The organism is Sphingomonas rhizophila (genome assembly GCF_014396585.1).
In the GTDB taxonomy this organism is placed as follows: Bacteria; Pseudomonadota; Alphaproteobacteria; order Sphingomonadales; family Sphingomonadaceae; genus Sphingomicrobium; species Sphingomicrobium rhizophilum.
In genome coordinates this window covers 235,923-255,485 of the sequence record NZ_CP060717.1, presented here as the reverse complement: position 1 = coordinate 255,485, position 19,563 = coordinate 235,923, and the positions used below count along the sequence as shown (strand labels likewise).

Here is a 19,563-nt window from a genome sequence, read left to right as displayed (position 1 = left end):
TTGAACTTCGCCAAGACTCATTTTATACCGAACGATATGAATAAACCCGAATCCCTGGTTTCCCGCGGCCGGCCGCGGGAATTTTGTGTCGACGCCGCCCTGGCCAAGGCGCTGCGCGTCTTCTGGAGCAAGGGTTATGAAGGCGCGTCCCTGACCGACCTTACCGACGCCATGGGAATCACCCGGCCCAGCCTCTACGCGGCCTTCGGGAACAAGGAAGAATTGTTCCGAAAGGCCCTCGACCTCTACGAGCAGGAAAAGCTGACATATGTCGGCGCATCGCTGTCGAAGCCGACGGCGCGAGAGGTCGCCGAGTCATTCCTTCGCGGCAGCGTCGACAACGCCACCAGTTGCAACGAACCCCACGGCTGCATGGGCGTCATCGCTTCCATGCAGTGCGGCGCCGAAGCGCAGGGTATCCGCAGCGAGGTGTTAAAGCGCGGCAAGGTCGTCCGCCAGGCGATCGTCGACCGCTTCCAACTTGCACTCGACCAAGGCGATCTTCCCGCGGGCACCGACGTCGAAGGACTGACGAGCCTGCTGTTCGCGCTGATTCAGGGCATTTCGATGCAGGCCGGGAATGGCGCGACGAAGGAAGAACTTGATCGTCTGGTCGATACCGGCCTTGCAATGTGGCCGTCCAAATAGCGCACGCAAGAATTTTTTATCGATTGGTATAAAAAAGCGATTGACCTGCCGCGGGGCACTTTGTACTAAGCGGTATAGAAAGCCTGTTCCGCCTTTCCGCGGGCTTTCGAGCGAAGCAACGGGGAACAGGCGAATGACCATCACTTACCGCGAGCCAGAAGCCCGCCAGTAACTTTTCCAGAACCCGGATTGCCCTCGACCGTCGGACAGGTGTCCGCCGGAACAGGCCGTCCTGACTTTCAAACAGCGAGGCCGTCGGCGTGGCGCCGCGGTCGCAGGAGACGCTCGTCCAGAGCGCGGGAGATCTTTGCCATGGCCTACCTCGCCCCCATCGACATGTCGCTGGCCGTCCCGGTCGGACCGGCTTCGAAGCCCATCAAGGATCTCGCGCCCGCCTTCTCCGCCCTCGAATGGGGGGTCATCAGGGACGCGCGGCGCGACCCGCTGTGGACCCTTCGGCCGGCCGGCCGGCTTCGCCGCTTCGTCAACTGGCTGACCAACCGCACCACCAACCCGAAGCTCGCCAGCAAGCGGCTCGAGACGCTTCGGCAGGTCGCCCTGCTCACCTGGCATTACGGCTTCACCGTCCCCGGCGAAGACGTCGCCCGATTCCTGAAGGCCGGCTTTTCGATCCAGCAATATGAACTGATGGTCGAAGGAATCCGCGCCCTCAGCCTCCAGCTCAGGACTGCACGATGAACATGATCACCACCTTCACCAACGCCAACGCCGATCCGGTGACCGCAGACGACGCCCCGCGAAAGCGGACGGCGAAGCGCGCGGCCTTGGTCGCGGCACCCGTTCTTCTGGCCGTCGCCGGCTGGAAGCTGCTGGGCGACGAACCGGCCGCCGCGGCCCCGCCCCGCCGCCGACGGTCAGCGTCGCCCAGCCGATCGAACGCCCGATCAACCAGTGGGACGATTATGTCGGCCGCTTCGAGGCGAGCCGCTCGGTCGAGGTGCGCCCGCGCGTGTCCGGCCAGATCACCGGTATCCACTTCCGAGACGGTGACGTCGTCCGCGCCGGGCAATTGTTGTTCACCATCGACCCGCGCCCCTACTCAGCGGCGCTGGCCGAAGCGCAGGCCGGTGTCGCGACTGCATCGAGCGATCTTGCCCTGGCCCAGGCCGATCTCGGTCGCGCCCAACGCCTGCTGGACGAGGGCGCGGTGTCCCGCAGCGACGTCGACCGGCTGACCGCCCGCGTTCGGGCGACGCGTGCAGCGCTGGCGGCCGCCCAGGCCCGGGTCCGCGCCCGCGCACTCGATGTCGAGTTCACCCGGGTTCGCGCCCCAATCGGCGGCCGCATTTCCGACCGGCGCATCGACGGCGGCAACCTCGTGTCGGCCGGCGACGCCAGCGGCACGCTGCTGACCACGATCAACGCGCTCGATCCGATCTACTTCACCTTCGACGTGCCGGAGTCGCTTTACCTGAAAACGTCGCGCGCGACCCGCGCCGGCACCGCGCCGACCGCCGAAATCCGTTTGCAGGACGAGGCCGGTTATCAGTGGCGCGGCAAGCTCGACTTCACCGATAACGGGCTGACGCAAGGGTCGGGCACGATCCGCGCCCGCGCCGTCGTCGCCAACCCGACCTATTTCCTGACCCCCGGGCTTTTCGGCAACATGCGGCTGGGCGATGGCGGGACGGTCAATGCCCTGCTGGTGCCCGACGCCGCGATCCGCACCGACCAGGCGCGCAAGATCGTGTTGACGGTCGGCAAGGACGGCACCGTTGCGGCCAAGCCGGTCGAGACCGGTCCGCTGGTCGGCGGCCTCCGCGCCATCCGCAGCGGCCTTAGCAAGACCGACCGGGTCATCGTGCAGGGCGTCCAGTTCGCCATGCCGGGTGCCAAGGTCAACGCCAAGCCGACCCGTATCACCGTCGATCCGGCCGCTGGTCAGGGCGCCGCCCCGGCGCAGGCCCCTGCCGCGTCGCAGGCGACGTTCGCCTCGGCGAACTAATTCCAGATCCAGGAGACGCCGCGTGCGCTTCAGTCATTTCTTCATCCGGCGGCCGATCTTCGCCGGGGTGATCGCCATCATCATCACCCTGGTCGGGGCCTTCGCCTATTTCGGCCTGCCGGTTTCGCAATTCCCCGACGTCGTCCCGCCGACCGTCACCGTCAGCACCGCCTATCCGGGCGCGTCGGCGGAGACCGTCGCCGACACCGTCGCCGCGCCGATCGAGCAGCAGATCAACGGCGTCGACAACATGCTTTACCAGTCCTCGCAATCGACCGGCGACGGGCGGGTGACAATCACCGTTACCTTCAAGCTCGGCACCGACCTCGATACCGCGCAGGTGCTGGTGCAGAACCGCGTGGCGCTGGCCGAACCGGCGCTTCCGGAAGAAGTGCGCCGCCAGGGCGTCGTCGTTCGCAAGACCTCGCCGTCATGGCTGATGGCGGTCAACGTCCTGTCTCCCGACGGTTCGCTCGATCGCGGCTATGTCTCCAACTACGCACTGACCCAGATCAAGGACCGGCTGACCCGCGTCGACGGCATCGGCGACGTGCAGATCTTCGGCGCACGCGATTATGCGATGCGCGTGTGGATCGACCCGGGTCGCGCCTCCACGCTGGGCCTCACCGCCGGTGAGATCGTCCAGGCCCTGCGCCAGCAGAACGTCCAGGTCGCCGCCGGCGTGGTTGGCCAGCCGCCCTACGACACCGGCGCGGCGCAACAGCTCAACGTCGAGACGCAGGGCCGCTTCAAGACCGCGGACGAGTTTGGCAACATCGTCATCCGAACCGATCCCACGACCGCCGCCATCACCCGCCTCCGCGATGTCGCGCGGGTCGAGCTCGGCGCCGACGATTATGGCGTCAACGCCTACCTGTCGGGCACCGATTCCATCATCATGGGGATCAGCCAACGGCCGGGCACCAACGCGCTCGCCGCCGCCGAAGGGATCAAGGCCGAGCTGGCCGACGCCGCCAAGTCTTTCCCCAAGGGCCTGGAATACCGCATCGTCTGGAACCCGACCGAATTCATCAGCGAAAGCATGACCGCGGTGCAGGAAACGCTGCTCGAGGCGATGCTGCTGGTCGTCCTGGTCATCCTCGTCTTCCTGCAAAGCTGGCGCGCGGCGATCATCCCGATCATCGCCATTCCGGTGTCGCTCGTCGGAAGCTTCGCGGTGCTGCTCGCGCTCGGCTACTCCCTCAACACGCTGTCGATGTTTGGACTGGTGCTGGCGATCGGAATCGTCGTCGACGACGCGATCGTCGTGGTCGAGAATGTTGAGCGCAACCTGGAACACGGCCTCAGCCCGCGCGAGGCGGCGCATCGGTCGATGGACGAAGTGTCGACTGCGCTGGTCGCGATCGTCCTGGTCTTGTGCGCGGTGTTTGTGCCGACCACCTTCCTCACCGGCATTACCGGTGAATTCTATCGCCAGTTCGCCGTCACCATCTCGGCGGCGACGATCATCTCGCTGCTGATGTCGCTGACCCTGTCGCCGGCGCTGGCCGCGCGCCTGCTGAAGCCCAAGTCGGAGGACGTGCCGACCACCGCGTTCGGGCGCACCATCCGCAACGCCGGTGACCGCTTCAACACCGCCTTCGGCCGGTTGAGCGAGGCCTACAGCCGCTTCGTCGCCCGCGCGGCGGGCGCCACCAGGCGCGGCTTCGGAATCTACGCTGGCCTGATCGCGGTGACCGTCGCCCTGTTCGCGGCGACTCCCGCCGGGTTCGTTCCGGCCCAGGACCAGGGCTATGCGCTGGCCGCCATCCAGTTGCCGCCGGGAAGCTCGATCGAGCGCACCGACGCGGTGCTCAAGAAGGCAGTCGGCAAGCTGCTGAAGGTGCCTGGCGTCGAGGCGGCGGTGATGTTCAGCGGCTTCGACGGCGCATCGGGGACGCAGGCGTCCAACGCCGGCGCGGCCTATGTCACCTTCAAGCCGTTCGCCGAGCGCGCCGGCACGGACCGCACCGAACAGAATATCGAAAGCGACATGCGCGCCGCGCTGGCCGACATGGACGAAGCGATGGTGTTCGTCATCCCGCCGCCCGTCATCCAGGGCATCGGCAACGGCGGCGGCTATCGAATGATCGTCCAGGACCGCGGGGGTGCCGGTTACCAGGCGCTGGAGCAGGCGACCGGTGGCCTGATCGGCGCGGCCCATCAGGACAACAGCCTCGCCAACGTGTTCACCCTGTTCAACACCGCGACGCCGCGCGTCTACGCCGACATCGACCGGGCCAAGGCCGACATGCTGGGCGTGCCCCCGGCGCGGGTGTTCGAGGCGTTGCAGGTCTATCTCGGCTCCGCCTACGTCAACGATTTCAACCTGCTCGGCCGCACCTTCCGGGTGACCGCGCAGGCAGAAGCCGCGTCGCGTGACGACCCCGCCGACATTGGCCAGCTGAAGACCCGCTCGGACAGCGGTGCGATGGTGCCGGTCGGCGCGCTGGCGACCTTCGTCGACAAGACCGGACCGTACCGCGTCACCCGCTACAACCTTTACCCGGCGGTCGAGGTCGACGGCGAAACCGCACCCGGCGTGTCGACGGGCCAGGCGATCGGGACGATGGAAAAGCTGGCCTCGGCCCTGCCCTCCGGTTTCTCGACCGAATGGACTGGCATCGCTTTCCAGCAAAAGGCGGCGGGTAACATCGCCATGCTGGTGTTCGGCATGTCGGTAGTATTCGTCTTCCTCGTCCTTGCGGCGCAATTCGAAAGCCTGCTGCTGCCGCTGTCGATCATCCTGATCGTGCCGATGACGCTGCTGGCGGCAATGACCGGCGTGAACCTGCGCGGGCTGGACAACAACATCCTGACCCAGGTCGGCCTGATCGTCCTCATCGCGCTGGCGGCGAAAAATGCCATCCTGATCGTCGAATTCGCCAAGCAGGCGGAGGATCGCGGCCTGTCGACCATTGACGCGGCAGTCGCCGCCGCCCGCGACCGGCTTCGCCCGATCCTGATGACCAGCTTCGCCTTCATCCTCGGCGTGCTGCCACTGGTCTTGGCGAGCGGCCCGGGATGGGAGCTTCGCCAGGCGCTCGGCACCGCGGTGTTCTTCGGGATGATCGGGGTGACCGCCTTCGGGCTCGCCTTCACGCCGATGTTCTACGTCGCCTGCCGTGCGCTCGGCGATCGCCTCGGCCGCCGCCGCGACGACGATCTTGCCGACCCCGCGCTCGTCCCGGCCGAATAAGGAAGCCCCCATGAAACCAACAATATTGATGACGGCCGCCTCGTCGCTTGCGCTCGTCGCCTGCGCCGCCGGCCCCGACTATGTCGCGCCCCCGCAGACGGCCAGTGCCGCGGCGCCGTTCGTGGCGGCGGTCGGACCGGCGGTCGATCCGTCCAGGCCTGCCGAGGGCCAGTGGTGGCGGCTCTACGACGACCCGGTCCTCGACGGCCTCGTCACCGACGCGCTCAACCACAACACCGACGTCCGCGAAGCCGTGGCACGGCTCGACAAGGCGCGAGCCCTGCTCCGCGCCCAAAAGACCGAGCGCCTGCCCGATGTCGGCGCCAGCGCCGGCGCCAGCTACGCTCGCGCGCCAGCCGACCAGGTTGCGCCGGGCGACGACCGGACGGGCGCGCGATTCGATGCCGGCCTCACGGCATCCTATGAAGTCGACTTGTTCGGACGGATCGGCCGTGGGATCGAGGCGGCAGGGGGTGATCTTGCCGCCGCAGATGCCGACCTTGGCGCCGTCCGCATCGCGGTCGCAGCCGAAACCGCGCGTGCTTACGCGGACGCCGCCGGTGCCGCCGCCCAGATCCAGATCGCGCAGAAGATCGTCGACCTGCTCGCCGGCAGCGAACGGGTCGCCGGTCGCCGCGCCGAGGTCGGCCTGACCACCGACCTCGACACCGCGCGTATTGCCGCGCTCCGTCACGAGCGCGCCGCCCAGATTCCACAGTTGATGGCCCAGCGCGAGGCCGCGCTGTTTCGCCTCGCCCTGTTGACCGGCCGTCCGCCACGGGAACTCCCGGCCGCGGCGGGCGACCGGTCGGCCGCCCTGTCGCTCGACCGGCCCATCCCGGTCGGCGACGGGGCCCAACTGATTGCGCGCCGCCCCGATGTCCGCGCAGCCGAACGGAGGCTTGCCGCCTCGACCGCGCGCATCGGCGTCGCCACCGCCGAACTATACCCCCGCATCAGCCTTGGCGGCTCCGCCAGTTCCACCGCTGGCAGCCTTGGCAATCTCTTCAGCGGCGGGCCGATCGGATGGTTGCTTGGCCCGTTGATCAGCTGGTCGTTCCAGGATCACGCCCTCGCCCGCGCCCGCGTCGCCGGGGCGGAAGCCGATACGCGCGGTGCGCTGGCGGCGTTCGACGGGGCGGTGCTACGCTCGCTCCAGGAAACCGAAACAGCGCTGTCCGCCTATCGCCGGACGATCGAACGTCGCCGCGACCTTGCCCAGGCCAACGACGCCGCCGCCCGCGCCGCCCGGATCGTCCGTGCCCAGCAGCGCGAGGGCACGGTCGACGCCCTGTCGCTCTTCGATGCAGAGCGCACCTACGCCGAGCGCCAAGCGGCGCTCAGCGCGGTCGAAGCCGACCTCGCCGACCGCCAGATCGACCTGTTCAAGGCGTTGGGCGGGACGTGGTGACGGAGATACCGGGCGCTGGCCGAAGTTACCGCGACGCGACCGCCGGCTCGGCAGCGCGGGCCGAAGTCGGCGTCACGCGCCAGATCGTGTTCGACAGATCGTCAGCGACGATCAGCGCCCCGCGCGGATCGACCGTCACTCCGACCGGGCGGCCGAACGTCTTCCCGTCGGCCTGAAAGCCGGTCACGAAGTCGACCGGTGCCCCCGACGGGCGTCCGCCGCGGAACGGCACGAAGATGACCTTGTATCCGACCGGCTTTTCGCGGTTCCAGCTTCCGTGCAGCCCGATGAAGACGCCATCGGCGAACGGGCCGCCCATGGCAGGCGCTGAGAACGCCAGCCCCAGCGGCGCGGTATGCGACTGCAGGGAATAGTCGGGCCGGACGGCCTGCCCGACCATGTCCTCCTTGAACGGCCGGACGCGGCGGTCGGGATTCGGACCCCAATAGGCATAAGGCCAACCGTAGAACGCGCCCTGCCTGACGGACGTCAGATAGTCAGGCACAAGGTTCGGCCCCAACTCGTCGCGCTCGTTGACGACGGCCCACAACTGGTTGCTTCCGGGCTGGATGGCGAGCGCCGTCGGATTGCGCAGCCCGGTCGCGTAGCGCCGGTGAGCCCCGGTCCGCGCATCCACCCGCCAGACCATCGCGCGCTCTTCTTCGACCGCCATGCCGCGCTCGCCGATGTTGCTGTTCGACCCGATGCCGACGAACAACGTCCGACCGTCCGCACTGGCCGCCAATGCCTTGGTCCAGTGGTGATTGATCTCGGCGGGAAGCTTCGCGACCACCACCGGCGGCCCACTTCTCCGGGTCTGTCCGGGCCGGTAGTCGAACCGGACCAGCGCGTCCTGGTTGGCGACGTAGAGCTCATTGCCGACCAACGCCAGGCCGTAGGGAGCGTTGAGGTTCTCCGCGAAAACGGTCCGCCCATCATAGACGCCGTCGCCGTCAGAATCGCGGAGCAGGGTCAACCGATCGCCGCCCTTCACCGAACTGGTGCCCTTCTTCTTGAGGTAGCCGGCAATCATGTCCTTCGGGCGCTTCACGGTGGCATCGCCGCCGCCCTTGCCCTCCGCGACCAGGATGTCGCCGTTGGGAAGGACCAGCGTCTGCCGCGGAATCTTGAGGTCGGTTGCGATCGCCGTGACCTGATACCCGGCCGGCACTGTCGGCCGTCGATCGCCCCAGCCCTCCGGCTTGGCGATGGTCATGCTCGGCAGCAGCCCGCGGCTGGGATGGGGCAGGTCGGGGTTGGGACCGTACTGCGTGGGTGCGGGGTCGCTGCCGCAGCCGGCAAGCCATATTGCCGTTGCCGCGATGGCCAAAAGCTGCGGGCGGTTCATCGGCCAGCTCCCGAGCGGAGGGTGGAAAAGCCCAGCCAAACCGAAACGGCGGCAAGGAGCAGGGTGAGGACGGAAAAGATCAGCGCGCCGGGCATCGTCGCGCCAGCGTCCTTCGCGTGCTGGAGCGCCGCGACGAAGCCGATGACGAAGGTCGCCACCAATGACAGCACGAACAGCGTCGAACGGCCGTCGCGCGCGACGTCCCTGCGCAGGAAATCGACTCCTGCCCACAGCAACGCACCACCGGCAAAGACCATCGCCCCCGCATTCAGCCAGGCGGCGAAGTTGATCCACTGGACGTCGAAATTATTGGAATATGCCCAGTCCCCGAGCAGCGCGCCGAGGAACAGTGGCAGCATGCCCGCAAGGAGGACGGCATGCACGGGATGAAGGACCCGAAGCCTCGCCGACGATGTGTGCGCCAAGTCCATCTCCCCTGCTCGTCGGGGCGAATTCGACGCCAGCCCGGCTGACCAACACGCGAAACCTCAAAAGGTTCTTCGGCTCCCGTCGCCAATGACGGCTCCCGTTGCGGGACACGACCTTTCCTAAGACGGCTGGTGGCTCGTTAATTTTCTGTTTAACCCCTGGCGAATCAGTTCTTCGTTGCGTGATAGGGGGGTTCAATATGAAATTCGGCCTTAAGGCTCTGGTAGCGGCGTCGGCGCTGCTGTCATTCAGTGGCGCTGCGTCCGCCTCCACGACGATCAATTTCGAGAGTGAAACTCAAGGCTCGAAAGCCAACGGCTATGCCTTGGGCGGCGTATCCTTTTCGGCAATCGGCGGCGGATCGCCGTACGTTTATAGCGGCTCCGAGGTTAACGGGACACGCGGCCTGCTGGCCGGCGCAGACAGCGCGAGCTACATCCAGATGGTCTTCGCGGGCCTCTCGACCGACTTGTCGCTCGCCTTTGGGAACGACGAGGCTTGCGTGCCCGGAAACTGCTATTGGAATTCCGACCGCGCGATCCTGACCCTTTTCCTGGACGGGGCCCAGGTCGCGAGCACGTTTGTCCTGTTCAACCAGAACAATATCGCCGACCAGCGGATTGGTATCGACGGGGTCGTCTTCAACTCCGCGACGTTCGCCTTTGGGAATGCCAACGGCGTGGGCACCCTCAACGAAGCGATTGATGACATTACGTTCACCGCTGCCGTCGCAGCCGTGCCGGAACCCGGCACGTGGGCGATGATGCTCCTGGGATTCGGGCTATCGGGCGGGCCTGCGTCGCCGCCGGACCGCACCGGATCTTTTGCAGCTCGCCTAGCGAGCTGGAACAGTGCCGGGCTGGGAAAGGCATCGCGATTGCGATGCCTTTTTCCTTGCTGCGCAACCCCTCGTTGGAAAGCCCTGACCTCCGAAGATGCGATGGTATCGGTTGACGTGCCTGGGTCGGGACGTTCTTCGCTTTTGACCCGGCTTCGACAGCTCCTCGCCGGTCGTCTTGGACGGTGCGGCGTCGGGGTTGCGCCCCGAACCTCTCCCCGAGCTGACGAAGGACAGCCCCGCCGCAAGAACCGCCCTCAGCGTCTGGACGCTTTCCGCACCGCAGCGACGGGGCCGCCGATCAGTGCTTTCGCGGAGCCACTCGGTTGCGACTAGGACCATTCGGAGATTGGTGCGACCTGGTCTCGAAGTTTCCGGAGGTGCCAGACGGAATGCACCGATGAGCAGGGATCGCAGGCTAAACCCGATCTGCCAGCAACGCTCCGATGGATTCGTCGAAGTGAGCGCTCATCCAGTGGCGTGCGGCTTCAGGATCGCGATCGGCGATGGCGTGGGCAAGCTTGCGATGGCGATCGAGGCTGTCGGCCCGCTCTTCAGGAGTGCGGCGCGTTGCCCACGCCTTGGGCACCGCGACCCGCATCAGCGGCACGAACGAAACGACGATCTGGCGGAACAGCGCGTTGCCGCTGGCCTCGGCAATGGCGAGGTGGAAGGCGATATCGTCCTCGGTGGTGTGGGTATCCTGCTCGTCGGCGCGGCTCATGCGGTCGGCCAGGTCGACGATGCGCGCCGCCTGCTCCGCGGTGGCGTGACGGGCAGCGAGCGCCGCCGTCTCCACCTCGATGGTGCGCCGGACGACCCACACGTCCTTGACGTCGATCTGGGCGGTCGAGATCGCATGATCGAGCGAGTCCGCGATGATCGATCCGTCGAGCGCGCCGACCCGCGCGCGGCGCCCGTTGGCGACGTCGATCAGCTTCAGCGCGCCCAAGGCCCGAACGCCTCACGCATTACCGCACGGCTGACGCCCAGCTCCTTGGCGAAAAAGCCTTCGCTCGGCAGCGGATCGCCGACGTGGAGGTTATGGTCGCGAATGTGCGCCTTGACCGCGTCGATCGCGGTCTTGACCAGCGACTTGCCACCGATGCTTCCAGGGTCGTTCATGCCGCCACCGGCGCTGCGTTGCGGAAGTCGCTGGGCGGGACGCCGAAGCGGCGCCCGAAGGCCCTCGTGAAGCTGGCATTGTTCGAATAGCCGCTGCGGTACCCGATAACCCCGATCGGAAGGTCGGTCGAAAGCAATTGACGCCGCGCCTCGAGCAACCGGCGGTCGGCCAGCGCCTCGCTGACCGAGCAATGATAGAGCTCGCGGAAACCGCGCGACAACTTGGTGCGATTGAGCCCGCAGCGTCGTGCGATCTGGCCAAGGGTGAGCTTTTCCGCCCACTCCTCATCGATCATCCTGCGCGCTTCCAGCAGCCGCCGGGCATCGCCGAGCGATAGCGATCCCTGGTCGTGGTACGGCATCAGCGAACCCCGCTGGATCGCGCCGACCATATCGCACAGCAGTTCGATGCTCTTGGCCAGGCGATAAGTCTGCGTAACCCCTGGCGTCGGACCGGCGTCCCAGATGCGCTCGGCGATGGCGACGAGGTCGTGCGACAGGTGGAATTCCTCACCGTCGTGATCGGCGGGGACCACCCGAAGAGCCGGTGCAACGCAGCGCGCATCACGACGAAGGTCACGAAGCGCCCCTGTCCTTCGGCCGGAAGACAATGAGGGTCGAATTCGGCGCAGATCCGCACCCGCGGGGAGGTCGACAACTGGATGCGCATGACCGCGGACTCGATCGGCAGCTTGATCTCCGGCACGTCACCGCACCCAATGATCGTCGTCATCTCATGGGACACATCGACCAGCGCGAACTGCGAATCGGACATTTGTGGCATCCTCTCCAAAGGATGCAGTCTTGTGACACCTATCTGATAGCTGGTCAAGAGCTGTCAGATAGGTTCGTGAGCTTCGTCCGCGATGGCAAGCGGCGCATTGCGCATCGCCAACCAGAAGGCGACCGTCGAGATCAGGCTGACAACGACCCCGACAATGGACAGTGCGGGCGCCAGATGCTGCTCGCCGCCCAAGATCGAGCTGACGACCGTTACCAGTGTCGGCGCGAACCCGAAGCCGACCAGGCCGGCGATGGCGATGAACAGGCCGATCGACAGGCCACGGAGCTCGTTCGGAAGCATCACCGTCAGCGCGACGGAAGTGATGAGGCCGGTGATCGTGCCCGCCAGGATCAGCACGCCGATCAGGACGGCGAAGCCGGGAACACTCGACATGATCGGGAACAACGCTGCGGGCGTGCCGATGGCAGCCGCGATGACGGCGCCGATCAACAGGCCGCCGCGACGGCCCGACTTCTGCCCCCAGTCGGCGAACAGGCCGCCGAGGATCGCGCCGAACAGTCCGGTGAACAGGATGATGGCACCCAACCAGCCGCCGAAATCGCCTGGCTTCAGCTGGTAGACCCTCTCCAGCACCGGTGCGGCCCAGATGCCCGCGGCGGCATCGGCCATGACGACGCTGACCTGGCCCACGAACAGCGGGATCAGGAAACGCCGGCGAGTCCAAAGCTCACCCATCACGACCCCGAACGGGGCATTCGGGCCAGCTTCGACCTCGTGCCGCGCCGGCTCCCGAAGCAGGAACAGCGGCAGGATGCACGCCGCACTGGCGATGCCCAAAGTCCATTGCGCGGCCCGCCACGACGAGATGTCGCCGAACCAGCGCGGGCCGTCGGCGGCCGCGAACATGGTCATCAGCGCCCCGGTGACGGCGAAGCCCGCCGCCATGCCGATCGTCTTGCCGAGCGTGCTGATCAGCATCCCGCGACCGCGCTGGTCGGGAAGGCACAGGTCGGCCGACAGCGACAGCACCGCGGTCAACGCACCGGTGGTGCCGATGCCGGTCAGCATCCGGCCGATGAACAGGATCGTCGCGTTGGGCGAAATGGCGGTGACGAACGTCCCGAGCGTCCAGATCGCCGCGAGCGCGATCAGCAGCCGCACCCGGTTGTGACGGTCGACGAGAATCCCGATTGGGACCGAGAACAACACCATCGGAATGGCGCTGCCGAACCCCTGGACAAAGGCCAGCGCGTAATCGGACAGTTGCAGTTCCGCCTTGGCGCTTTCCGCCATGATGCTAAAGCTCTGCATCGCGCAGAAGCCGATCGCGATGGCGAAGGAAATGAGCAGCAGCGGCGCGATCGAGCGACCAATGCTCGGTGCCGGTGCGGCATCGACGATCAAGGCGTCGGCGTTCATGGCTGTTTCTCCAGAAAGCGGCGCAGCGCGGCCTCGCTGGAGGCACGCGCGGCGTCCGCGACCGCGACGCCCGGCATCAGGTCGAAACCATGATAGGCGCCCGGCCAGATGTGGAATTCGGTCGGCACGCCGGCGCGGATCAGCTGCTGCGCGTAATCGATGTCCTCGTCGACGAACAGGTCGAGCGCCGCAGTCGCGATATAGCTCGGCGGCAATTCCGACAGGTCGGTCGCGCGCGCCGGGGCGGCATAGGGCGAGACATCGTCCCGGCCCGGCTCATGTCCCAAGAGCGCCGACCATCCGAACGCGTTGTTGGTCGGATGCCAGATGAACTCGCCGGCGAACGGATGCTCGTCGCGAACGCAGGTCCGGTCGTCGAGCATGGGGTAAACGAGGTGCTGAAACGCGAGCGGAAACTCGCCGCGGTCCCGCGCCAGTAGCGCCAGGGCCGCGGCGAGCCCTCCCCCCGCACTCTCCCCCATGACCCCGATACGCCGCGGATCGATGCCAAGGCCGGCCGCGTTGCGGTGCGTCCACGCCAGCGCGGAATAGCAGTCCTCGATGGCGCCCGGAAAAGGGCTCTCGGGCGCCAGCCGGTATTCGACGGTGACGATGACGCAATCCAGCGCCGCCGCGAGCGGCCGATGGAGGAACTCGATTTCGCGGACCGATCCACCAACGAAACCGCCGCCGTGGATGTGCAATATGCAGCCGCGCAGGCCCTTGCCGTCGCGCGGGGTGTAAATCCGCACCGTAACGTCAGGCGCGCCGTCCGGTCCGGGAACCTGCTCCTCGGCCCAGTCCACGCCACAATCCTCGACCGGCGGCAATGGAAGATCGCGGTTGCGAAGCTCGCTCAGGTTCTCGGCGGTCAGGGTCACGGTCGGCCACGCCTCGAGCAAACCCGCCAGAGCCGGATCAACGAGGTGCCGCGACCGGCTCACTGAAAAATCTTGCCGGGATTGAGCAGCCCTTGTGGGTCGAGCGCCTTCTTGATTGACCGCATCAGGTCGACCGCCTCACCCAGTTCCTCGACCAGATATTCCTGCTTGCCGAGGCCGATGCCGTGCTCGCCGGTGCAGGTCCCGTCCATCGCCAGCGCGCGCTCGACGAGGCGGCGGTTGATGGTCGCCACCTCGTCCTGTTCAGCGGAAGAATTCGGATCCATCGAGAAGACGACGTGGAAATTGCCGTCGCCGACATGGCCCAGGATCGTTGCCGGAACCGTGCTACGCTCCAGGTCCGTCTTGGTCTCGCCGATACATTCGGCCAGGCGGCTCATCGGCACGCACACGTCGGTCGCCCAGCCGATCGCGCCCGGGCGAAGGTTGACCGCGGCGTAGTACGCCTCGTGCCGTGCCTTCCACAGCGCATTGCGGTCTTCGGTGCGGTGCGCCCAACGGAACTCGCCGCCGCCGTTGGCCGCCGCCAATTCCTTGACCGTCTCAACCTGCTCCTCGACATAGCGTTCGCTGCCGTGGAACTCGAAAAACAGGGTGGTCAGTTCCGGCAGGTCCATTTTCGACCAGCGGTTGACCGCGCGAATCTGCATGTCGTCGAGAATTTCGACCCGGGCCAGCGGAATGCCGAGCTGGATCGATTGCACGACGGTATCGACCGCGCCGCCGATCGTCTCGAAGCTGCACGTCGCCGCCGATATGGCTTCGGGGATGGCGTGCAGGCGCAGCGTGACCTCGGTGATGATGCCAAGCGTGCCTTCCGAGCCGACAAACAGGCGGGTTAGGTCGTAGCCCGCCGCAGACTTGCGTGCGCGCCGGCTGGTGCGGATCACCCGCCCGTCGGCGGTCACCACGGTGAGGGCAAGCACCGCGTCGCGCATGGTGCCGTACCGCACCGCATTGGTCCCTGATGCACGGGTGGACGCCATGCCGCCAAGAGTGGCGTTCGCGCCGGGGTCGATCGGGAAGAACAGGCCCTGGTCGCGGAGATATTCGTTGAGTTGCTCGCGGCGGACGCCGGCCTCGACCACGCAGTCGAAATCCTCGGTGTTGACGGCGATGATCCGCATCATTCGCGACAGGTCGAGCGACACGCCGCCATGGACCGCCAGCGTATTGCCCTCGACCGAGGTACCGGCGCCGAACGGGATGATCGGCACCCGCGCGTCGCGGCACAGGTTGACGACCGCGACCACATCGTCGGTCGATTCCGCGAACACCACCGCGTCAGGCAGCATCGGCGCGAAATGGGTCTCGCTCTTGCCATGTTCCAGACGAATGGCCTCACCCATCTGGAACCGGGCGCCGAACCGCTCCGAAAGCGCACCGACCAGGTCAACCGGGAGCGGCTTTCGGCTGTTCGACACCGCCGGGATGCCGATCATCGGACTAGAACCGGACGCGGGTGCGGATGCCGTAACGCCGCTTGTCACCGATGATGCCCACGTCGCTGTTCGGCAGGCCGGCAAGGATCAGGGTCGTGCGCTCGATGTAGCTTTCGAAATACTTTGTGTTGAAGACGTTGTTGACGAAACCGGTGATCTCGACATCGCCGATCTTGTAAGTCAGCGACGTGTTCGCCAGCACGTAGGCCTTGAGCGGACGCAGCGGTGGGTGACTGCCTTGGAAGCCCGGCTCATCGATTTCCTGGCGGATGCTGGCCGGGATGCGGCTGCCCTTGCCGACAAGGCCGGCGTAGAAGTCGAGCGAACCGTTGCCGACCGGAACGACATAGTTGCTGTTCAGGTTGAAATTCCAGTCCGGCTGGAACGATAGCCGGTCCGACGCCAGTGTCCGGCCCGTGGTTTCGGTATAGATGTCGGTGTTCGACAGGCGGGCATGCATCAGCGAGCCGCCACCGCTAAGCGTCCACTCCGGCGTAGCGCGGAACACGCCTTCCAGCTCGACGCCATAGCTCTTCACGTCGCCCGAGTTGAGGTCGATCGTGGTGAACCCGACGTCGAGTCCGAGGATGGTGTTGAGGCCGATGTAATCCTTGTAGTCGTTGTAGAAGAGCGCACCGGCCAGCGACACGCGGCGGTCGAGCGACGAGTATTTCGCGCCCACTTCGTACGTCCACGCGCTGTCGCCCTTGAAGGTGCGGATCGCCGCCGGAACGTCCGGGCCGTTGAAGCCGCCGCCGCGATAGCCCTTGGCGACCGAGACGTAGCTCATCAGCTGGTCGTTCCAGAACTTGGTCACCGTCGCCTTCGGGAGGAGCTTGGTCGACTTGATGGTCAGTTCGTCGTTGGGAACCAGGTCCGGGCGGTCGACCTCGTCGACTTCGAAGCTTCCGAACAGAAGCGCTTCGCCCGTTCCGCCGTTCGACTTGCGCTTTTCATGGTCGAGACGAAGGCCGAGCGCGATTTCGAGGTCCGGGCTCGGCTTGAAGAAGGCGTTGGCGAAGGCCGCATAGGCGTCGCCCTTGCGATCGTCGTTCGAAGCGACGACCTGGGTGATGTCGCCGAACGGCGGGACGTTGGCGCGGGCGACGATCAGGCCGTTCTTCACGCGTGTTTCGTGGCTGTAGTAAAAGCCCACCAGCGTCGAGAATTTGTCGGACCATTTGCTGTCGAAGCGTAATTCGGCGGCGCTGGTCTTGAGATCGTCGGTCGCATCCTGGCGAAGGATGTCGAACGGCGTGAAATCCGGATCTGCGTTGTCGGTGGTGACCCCGCGCCGATCGTAGGAGCCGATCAGCGTGACATCGGTCGTGTCGCCAAGAGGAGCCTGCAGCTTCGCGTTGAGTCCGCGGTATTTGAAATACTGATAGTTGTTCGCGTTGACGCTGATTTCGTCGCGGTAGTCGGTGGGCCCGTCGACAAAGATGTACGGCACCGAGCCGCCCTTCAGCCAGGTGTAATAGCCGTTGATGGTCAGCTTCACATCGCCCGCCGGGCGAGCAACGATAGTGCCGCTCAGCGCGTCCGTATTAAGGGGGTTCTGGTCCTCGTTGATCAGCGTGTTGCGGATGAAGCCGTCCTGCTGCTGGTGCGTGAAGGAGATCCGCGCCTGCAACTTGTCGGCGATGATCGGTCCGCTGACCGAAGCACCGGCCGTCCAGGCATCGTCGGGACCGGCGAAGCTTCCGATGACCTTGCCTTCGAACTGGTTGGTCGGCTGGCGCGTGATGACGCTGATCGCGCCGCCCAACGTGTTCTTGCCGTAAAGCGTGCCCTGGGGGCCGCGAAGCACCTCGACCCGCTCGACGTCGGTCAGCGGGTTGTTGAGGTACGACGTGTTCGGCTGGTAAATGCCATCGACGAAGATGCCGACGCCTGGCTGGATTGTGTCGATCAGCGTGGTGCCGACACCGCGGATCGAGACGAAGGCGCGGCCGGCGCCGTCGCTGTTGATGTTGAGGCTGGGGGTAAGCGCGGCAACTTCCTTGACCGACGTCAGGCCGCGCTTTTCGATCGTATCGCCGGTGACCGCGGTCGCGGCAATCGGGACGTCCTTCAACTGTTCCTCGCGCTTACGGGCGGTGACGACGACTTCGACCGAGCCGGTCTCGTCATCGGCAACCTGAGTCGCCGCCGAAGCGTCCGTCGCGGGCGCCGCTTCCTGCGCGAAGACGGGCGTGGCGAACGCGAACAGGCTGGCCGAGATCAGCAGGGTCGAAGTGCGGTGCATTGGACGTCCTCTCAGTGATTTCCCTGGCCGTGGCGACTCTTCCGGTCACTTGGGCTGATTGGGGAAAGCTATATGATAGGTAACCTATCCGATAGGTAATTCGCTATGCCGGCCGGTTCGATCAGTTTGCCGATCCGCACGACACGTCTCGCTACGGGCAAAGGCCAGTATGGGCGACGGAACAGTCCATCGAGGAAATCGTCGTGCCGCGTCGCCGTTGGAAGACCGGGTGCCTGGGGATCGCGGGCGTGGCCGCCGGATTGGCAGCGATCGCCGCCGCCTTCGTCTACGTGCAGGCGCAACGCACGCCGCCCGGCGTTCCATAATATGTCGCCCTGGGAAGCTCGTTCGCGGCCGGACCCGGTCTCGGCGCGCTGCAGGACAATAGTCCGCTGATGTGTGCGCGCACGATCGACAGTTACCCGCAAAAGCTGGCGCGGGCCGCCAGGCTGTCGCTTGTCGATATGAGCTGCGGTGGGGCCGTGACCAGCCACCTTTACCACGGCGGACAGCTGTTCCAGGGTCCGCAGGTGCGGGTCGTCGGCCCGGCCACTCGCCTTGTGACCATCACAGTCGGTGGCAACGACATCGGCTACATCGGCGACCTGTCGATGCTCGCATCCCGGCGATCGCCCGGGGTCTATGGCTGGCTGGTCCGTCACCTGTGGGTTGGGCCAAAGGCGTGGGCGGATCGCGACTTCGCGCGTCTCGATCGCGAGCTCGGCGAGGTTTTCGGCGCAATCCGTCGACGTTCGCCGGCGGCCCGAATCGTCGTCGCGACCTATCCGACCATCCTTCCGCCCGCCGGGACCTGCGCCTTATTGTCGATCTCCGCGGCCGAAGCGCAGGCCATGCGCAGGGTCGGCGACCGGCTCGCCGCCGTCACCGCCGCAGCCGCTAGGCGCGCCCGGGCGGCGGTCGTCGACATGTACGGGCTAGCAGCGGCGCATCACGCGTGCTCGGCGGAGCCGTGGGTCAGCGGCTGGACCAATGGCGGCATCGCGCCGTTCCATCCCACCCAAGCGGGGACGACGGCCACCGCGGACGCGATCCGCCGCGCCATCGCTCACCAGCAGCTATAGCCGCCGTCGGCGAGGACAATGCTCCCGGTCATCAGGCTCGACGCGTCGCTGGCCAGGAACAGGACGACCGATGCGACCTCCTCGCTCTCGCCAAGCCGCCCCATCGGCGTCCCGTCGATCCAGCGCCGATACATCTCGCTGGTCTTGTCGGCGAAGGCGTTCAACTGCGTGGCGATATAGGTCGGCGCAACCGCATTGACGCGCACGCCGCGCAGCGCCCATTCGGCGGCCAGCGACCTGGTTAGCTGGTGAACCGCCGCCTTCGAGGCGTTGTAGTAGCTTTGCGGCTGCGGCCGGTTGACGATGAAACCTGACATCGACCCGACATTGACGATGGCTCCACGACCCGCCTTCAGCATGTGGCGACCGAAGGCGCGCGCGCACCAGAAGCTGCCATTCAGATTGACGTCGAGGACGTTGAGCCAATGTTCGTCGGCAACATTTTCCGCCGCCGTTTCGCTGCGCGCGATGCCGGCGTTGTTGACCAGGATGTCGACCCGGCCGTGGCGGGCGACGAGATCGTCCGCAGCCTCGTCGACCGACTGCGAATTGGTGACGTCGAGCAGAACGCCGTCGACGTCGTAGCCCTTGTCCGACAGTGCCGCCTTGGCCCCGTCCAGCGCGCCCTGCGTCAGGTCCCCGATGGTGACTGACGCCCCCGCCTCCGCCAGCGCCTCGGCCACGGCGAGGCCGATGCCCTGCGCCCCGCCGGTCACGAAGGCAACGCGGCCGTCGAGCCGGAACTTGTCGAGATACATCGG

At 66.3% G+C, this 19,563-nt stretch carries 17 protein-coding genes and 1 pseudogene; 8 read left to right on the top strand and 10 right to left on the bottom strand.

Annotated features, from left to right (window positions below; genetic code table 11):
• Positions 1-36 precede the first annotated feature (36 nt).
• The 5 genes and pseudogenes from H9L12_RS01230 to H9L12_RS01210 all read left to right on the top strand — a co-directional run bounded on the left by H9L12_RS01230 (position 37) and on the right by H9L12_RS01210 (position 7,224).
• Entirely contained in the window at positions 37-648 is a 612-nt protein-coding gene (locus H9L12_RS01230; protein ID WP_187542283.1) for a TetR/AcrR family transcriptional regulator, read from the top strand.
• A 312-nt stretch (positions 649-960) separates the two neighbouring features.
• Positions 961-1,347, top strand: a complete 387-nt coding sequence (locus tag H9L12_RS01225; RefSeq protein WP_187542282.1) for a hypothetical protein — start codon at positions 961-963, stop codon at positions 1,345-1,347.
• Positions 1,344-2,614, top strand: a pseudogene (locus tag H9L12_RS01220) (efflux RND transporter periplasmic adaptor subunit). Before H9L12_RS01225 ends, H9L12_RS01220 begins: the two are co-directional and overlap by 4 nt.
• Before the next feature lie 22 nt (positions 2,615-2,636).
• Positions 2,637-5,813: an efflux RND transporter permease subunit gene (locus H9L12_RS01215; RefSeq protein WP_187542281.1), complete on the top strand. Its 3,177-nt coding sequence runs from the start codon at positions 2,637-2,639 to the stop codon at positions 5,811-5,813.
• Positions 5,814-5,823: 10 nt separating this feature from the next.
• Complete coding sequence (locus H9L12_RS01210; protein ID WP_187542280.1) at positions 5,824-7,224, top strand: efflux transporter outer membrane subunit; 1,401 nt, start codon at positions 5,824-5,826, stop codon at positions 7,222-7,224.
• A 25-nt stretch (positions 7,225-7,249) separates the two neighbouring features.
• Here the strand turns inward: H9L12_RS01210 and H9L12_RS01205 are convergent, their stop codons facing one another.
• Positions 7,250-8,572 (bottom strand): PQQ-dependent sugar dehydrogenase, encoded by a 1,323-nt coding sequence (locus tag H9L12_RS01205; RefSeq protein ID WP_187542279.1) that lies wholly within the window; start codon positions 8,570-8,572, stop codon positions 7,250-7,252.
• Positions 8,569-8,997, bottom strand: coding sequence for a DUF2231 domain-containing protein (locus H9L12_RS01200; protein ID WP_246450489.1), 429 nt, complete (start codon positions 8,995-8,997; stop codon positions 8,569-8,571). Before H9L12_RS01200 ends, H9L12_RS01205 begins: the two co-directional genes overlap by 4 nt.
• A gap of 203 nt (positions 8,998-9,200) precedes the next feature.
• On the opposite strand from H9L12_RS01200, the gene H9L12_RS13250 reads away from it, so the two are divergent.
• Positions 9,201-10,175 (top strand): PEP-CTERM sorting domain-containing protein, encoded by a 975-nt coding sequence (locus tag H9L12_RS13250; protein ID WP_246450487.1) that lies wholly within the window; start codon positions 9,201-9,203, stop codon positions 10,173-10,175.
• 82 nt (positions 10,176-10,257) lie between these two features.
• On the opposite strand, the gene H9L12_RS01190 is transcribed toward H9L12_RS13250, so the two are convergent.
• The 7 genes from H9L12_RS01190 to H9L12_RS01165 all read right to left on the bottom strand — a co-directional run bounded on the left by H9L12_RS01190 (position 10,258) and on the right by H9L12_RS01165 (position 17,720).
• Positions 10,258-10,791, bottom strand: a complete 534-nt coding sequence (locus tag H9L12_RS01190; protein WP_246450486.1) for a FadR/GntR family transcriptional regulator — start codon at positions 10,789-10,791, stop codon at positions 10,258-10,260.
• Positions 10,779-10,964 carry a GntR family transcriptional regulator gene (locus tag H9L12_RS13245; protein ID WP_246450484.1) on the bottom strand — a complete coding sequence of 62 codons (186 nt, stop codon included), beginning with the start codon at positions 10,962-10,964 and terminating at the stop codon, positions 10,779-10,781. Before H9L12_RS13245 ends, H9L12_RS01190 begins: the two co-directional genes overlap by 13 nt.
• A complete protein-coding gene (locus H9L12_RS01185; protein WP_187542277.1) occupies positions 10,961-11,500 on the bottom strand; it encodes a helix-turn-helix transcriptional regulator in 540 nt (179 codons plus the stop codon). The genes H9L12_RS13245 and H9L12_RS01185 overlap by 4 nt, the downstream gene beginning before the upstream one ends.
• A 302-nt stretch (positions 11,501-11,802) precedes the next feature.
• Positions 11,803-13,128 carry an MFS transporter gene (locus H9L12_RS01180; RefSeq protein ID WP_187542276.1) on the bottom strand — a complete coding sequence of 442 codons (1,326 nt, stop codon included), beginning with the start codon at positions 13,126-13,128 and terminating at the stop codon, positions 11,803-11,805.
• A complete protein-coding gene (locus H9L12_RS01175) occupies positions 13,125-14,072 on the bottom strand; it encodes an alpha/beta hydrolase (protein ID WP_187542275.1) in 948 nt (315 codons plus the stop codon). The genes H9L12_RS01180 and H9L12_RS01175 overlap by 4 nt, the downstream gene beginning before the upstream one ends.
• Positions 14,069-15,469, bottom strand: a complete 1,401-nt coding sequence (locus H9L12_RS01170; protein ID WP_425506831.1) for an FAD-linked oxidase C-terminal domain-containing protein — start codon at positions 15,467-15,469, stop codon at positions 14,069-14,071. The genes H9L12_RS01175 and H9L12_RS01170 overlap by 4 nt, the downstream gene beginning before the upstream one ends.
• Before the next feature lie 7 nt (positions 15,470-15,476).
• Positions 15,477-17,720: a TonB-dependent receptor gene (locus H9L12_RS01165; RefSeq protein WP_187542273.1), complete on the bottom strand. Its 2,244-nt coding sequence runs from the start codon at positions 17,718-17,720 to the stop codon at positions 15,477-15,479.
• A 203-nt stretch (positions 17,721-17,923) separates the two neighbouring features.
• Here H9L12_RS01165 and H9L12_RS13840 point away from each other — a divergent pair, with 203 nt between their 5' ends.
• Together H9L12_RS13840 and H9L12_RS01160 are read left to right on the top strand one after the other, a co-directional pair.
• Complete coding sequence (locus H9L12_RS13840) at positions 17,924-18,046, top strand: hypothetical protein (protein WP_281399789.1); 123 nt, start codon at positions 17,924-17,926, stop codon at positions 18,044-18,046.
• 9 nt (positions 18,047-18,055) lie between these two features.
• Positions 18,056-18,802 carry an SGNH/GDSL hydrolase family protein gene (locus H9L12_RS01160; RefSeq protein WP_187543106.1) on the top strand — a complete coding sequence of 249 codons (747 nt, stop codon included), beginning with the start codon at positions 18,056-18,058 and terminating at the stop codon, positions 18,800-18,802.
• On the opposite strand, the gene H9L12_RS01155 is transcribed toward H9L12_RS01160, so the two are convergent.
• Entirely contained in the window at positions 18,787-19,560 is a 774-nt protein-coding gene (locus H9L12_RS01155; RefSeq protein ID WP_187542272.1) for an SDR family NAD(P)-dependent oxidoreductase, read from the bottom strand. The two genes, H9L12_RS01160 and H9L12_RS01155, sit on opposite strands and share 16 nt — an antisense overlap.
• Between the last annotated feature and the right edge of the window lie 3 nt (positions 19,561-19,563).

What these genes read in the sequence shown, in the direction of transcription:
- H9L12_RS13245 (WP_246450484.1), bottom strand. Translation starts at nt 10,964, where the DNA reads ATGAACGACCCTGGAAGCATCGGTGGCAAGTCGCTGGTCAAGACCGCG.
- H9L12_RS13250 (WP_246450487.1), top strand. Translation starts at nt 9,201, where the DNA reads ATGAAATTCGGCCTTAAGGCTCTGGTAGCGGCGTCGGCGCTGCTGTCA.
- H9L12_RS01210 (WP_187542280.1), top strand. Translation starts at nt 5,824, where the DNA reads ATGAAACCAACAATATTGATGACGGCCGCCTCGTCGCTTGCGCTCGTC.
- H9L12_RS01155 (WP_187542272.1), bottom strand. Translation starts at nt 19,560, where the DNA reads ATGTATCTCGACAAGTTCCGGCTCGACGGCCGCGTTGCCTTCGTGACC.
- H9L12_RS01180 (WP_187542276.1), bottom strand. Translation starts at nt 13,128, where the DNA reads ATGAACGCCGACGCCTTGATCGTCGATGCCGCACCGGCACCGAGCATT.
- H9L12_RS01230 (WP_187542283.1), top strand. Translation starts at nt 37, where the DNA reads ATGAATAAACCCGAATCCCTGGTTTCCCGCGGCCGGCCGCGGGAATTT.
- H9L12_RS01205 (WP_187542279.1), bottom strand. Translation starts at nt 8,572, where the DNA reads ATGAACCGCCCGCAGCTTTTGGCCATCGCGGCAACGGCAATATGGCTT.
- H9L12_RS01165 (WP_187542273.1), bottom strand. Translation starts at nt 17,720, where the DNA reads ATGCACCGCACTTCGACCCTGCTGATCTCGGCCAGCCTGTTCGCGTTC.
- H9L12_RS01225 (WP_187542282.1), top strand. Translation starts at nt 961, where the DNA reads ATGGCCTACCTCGCCCCCATCGACATGTCGCTGGCCGTCCCGGTCGGA.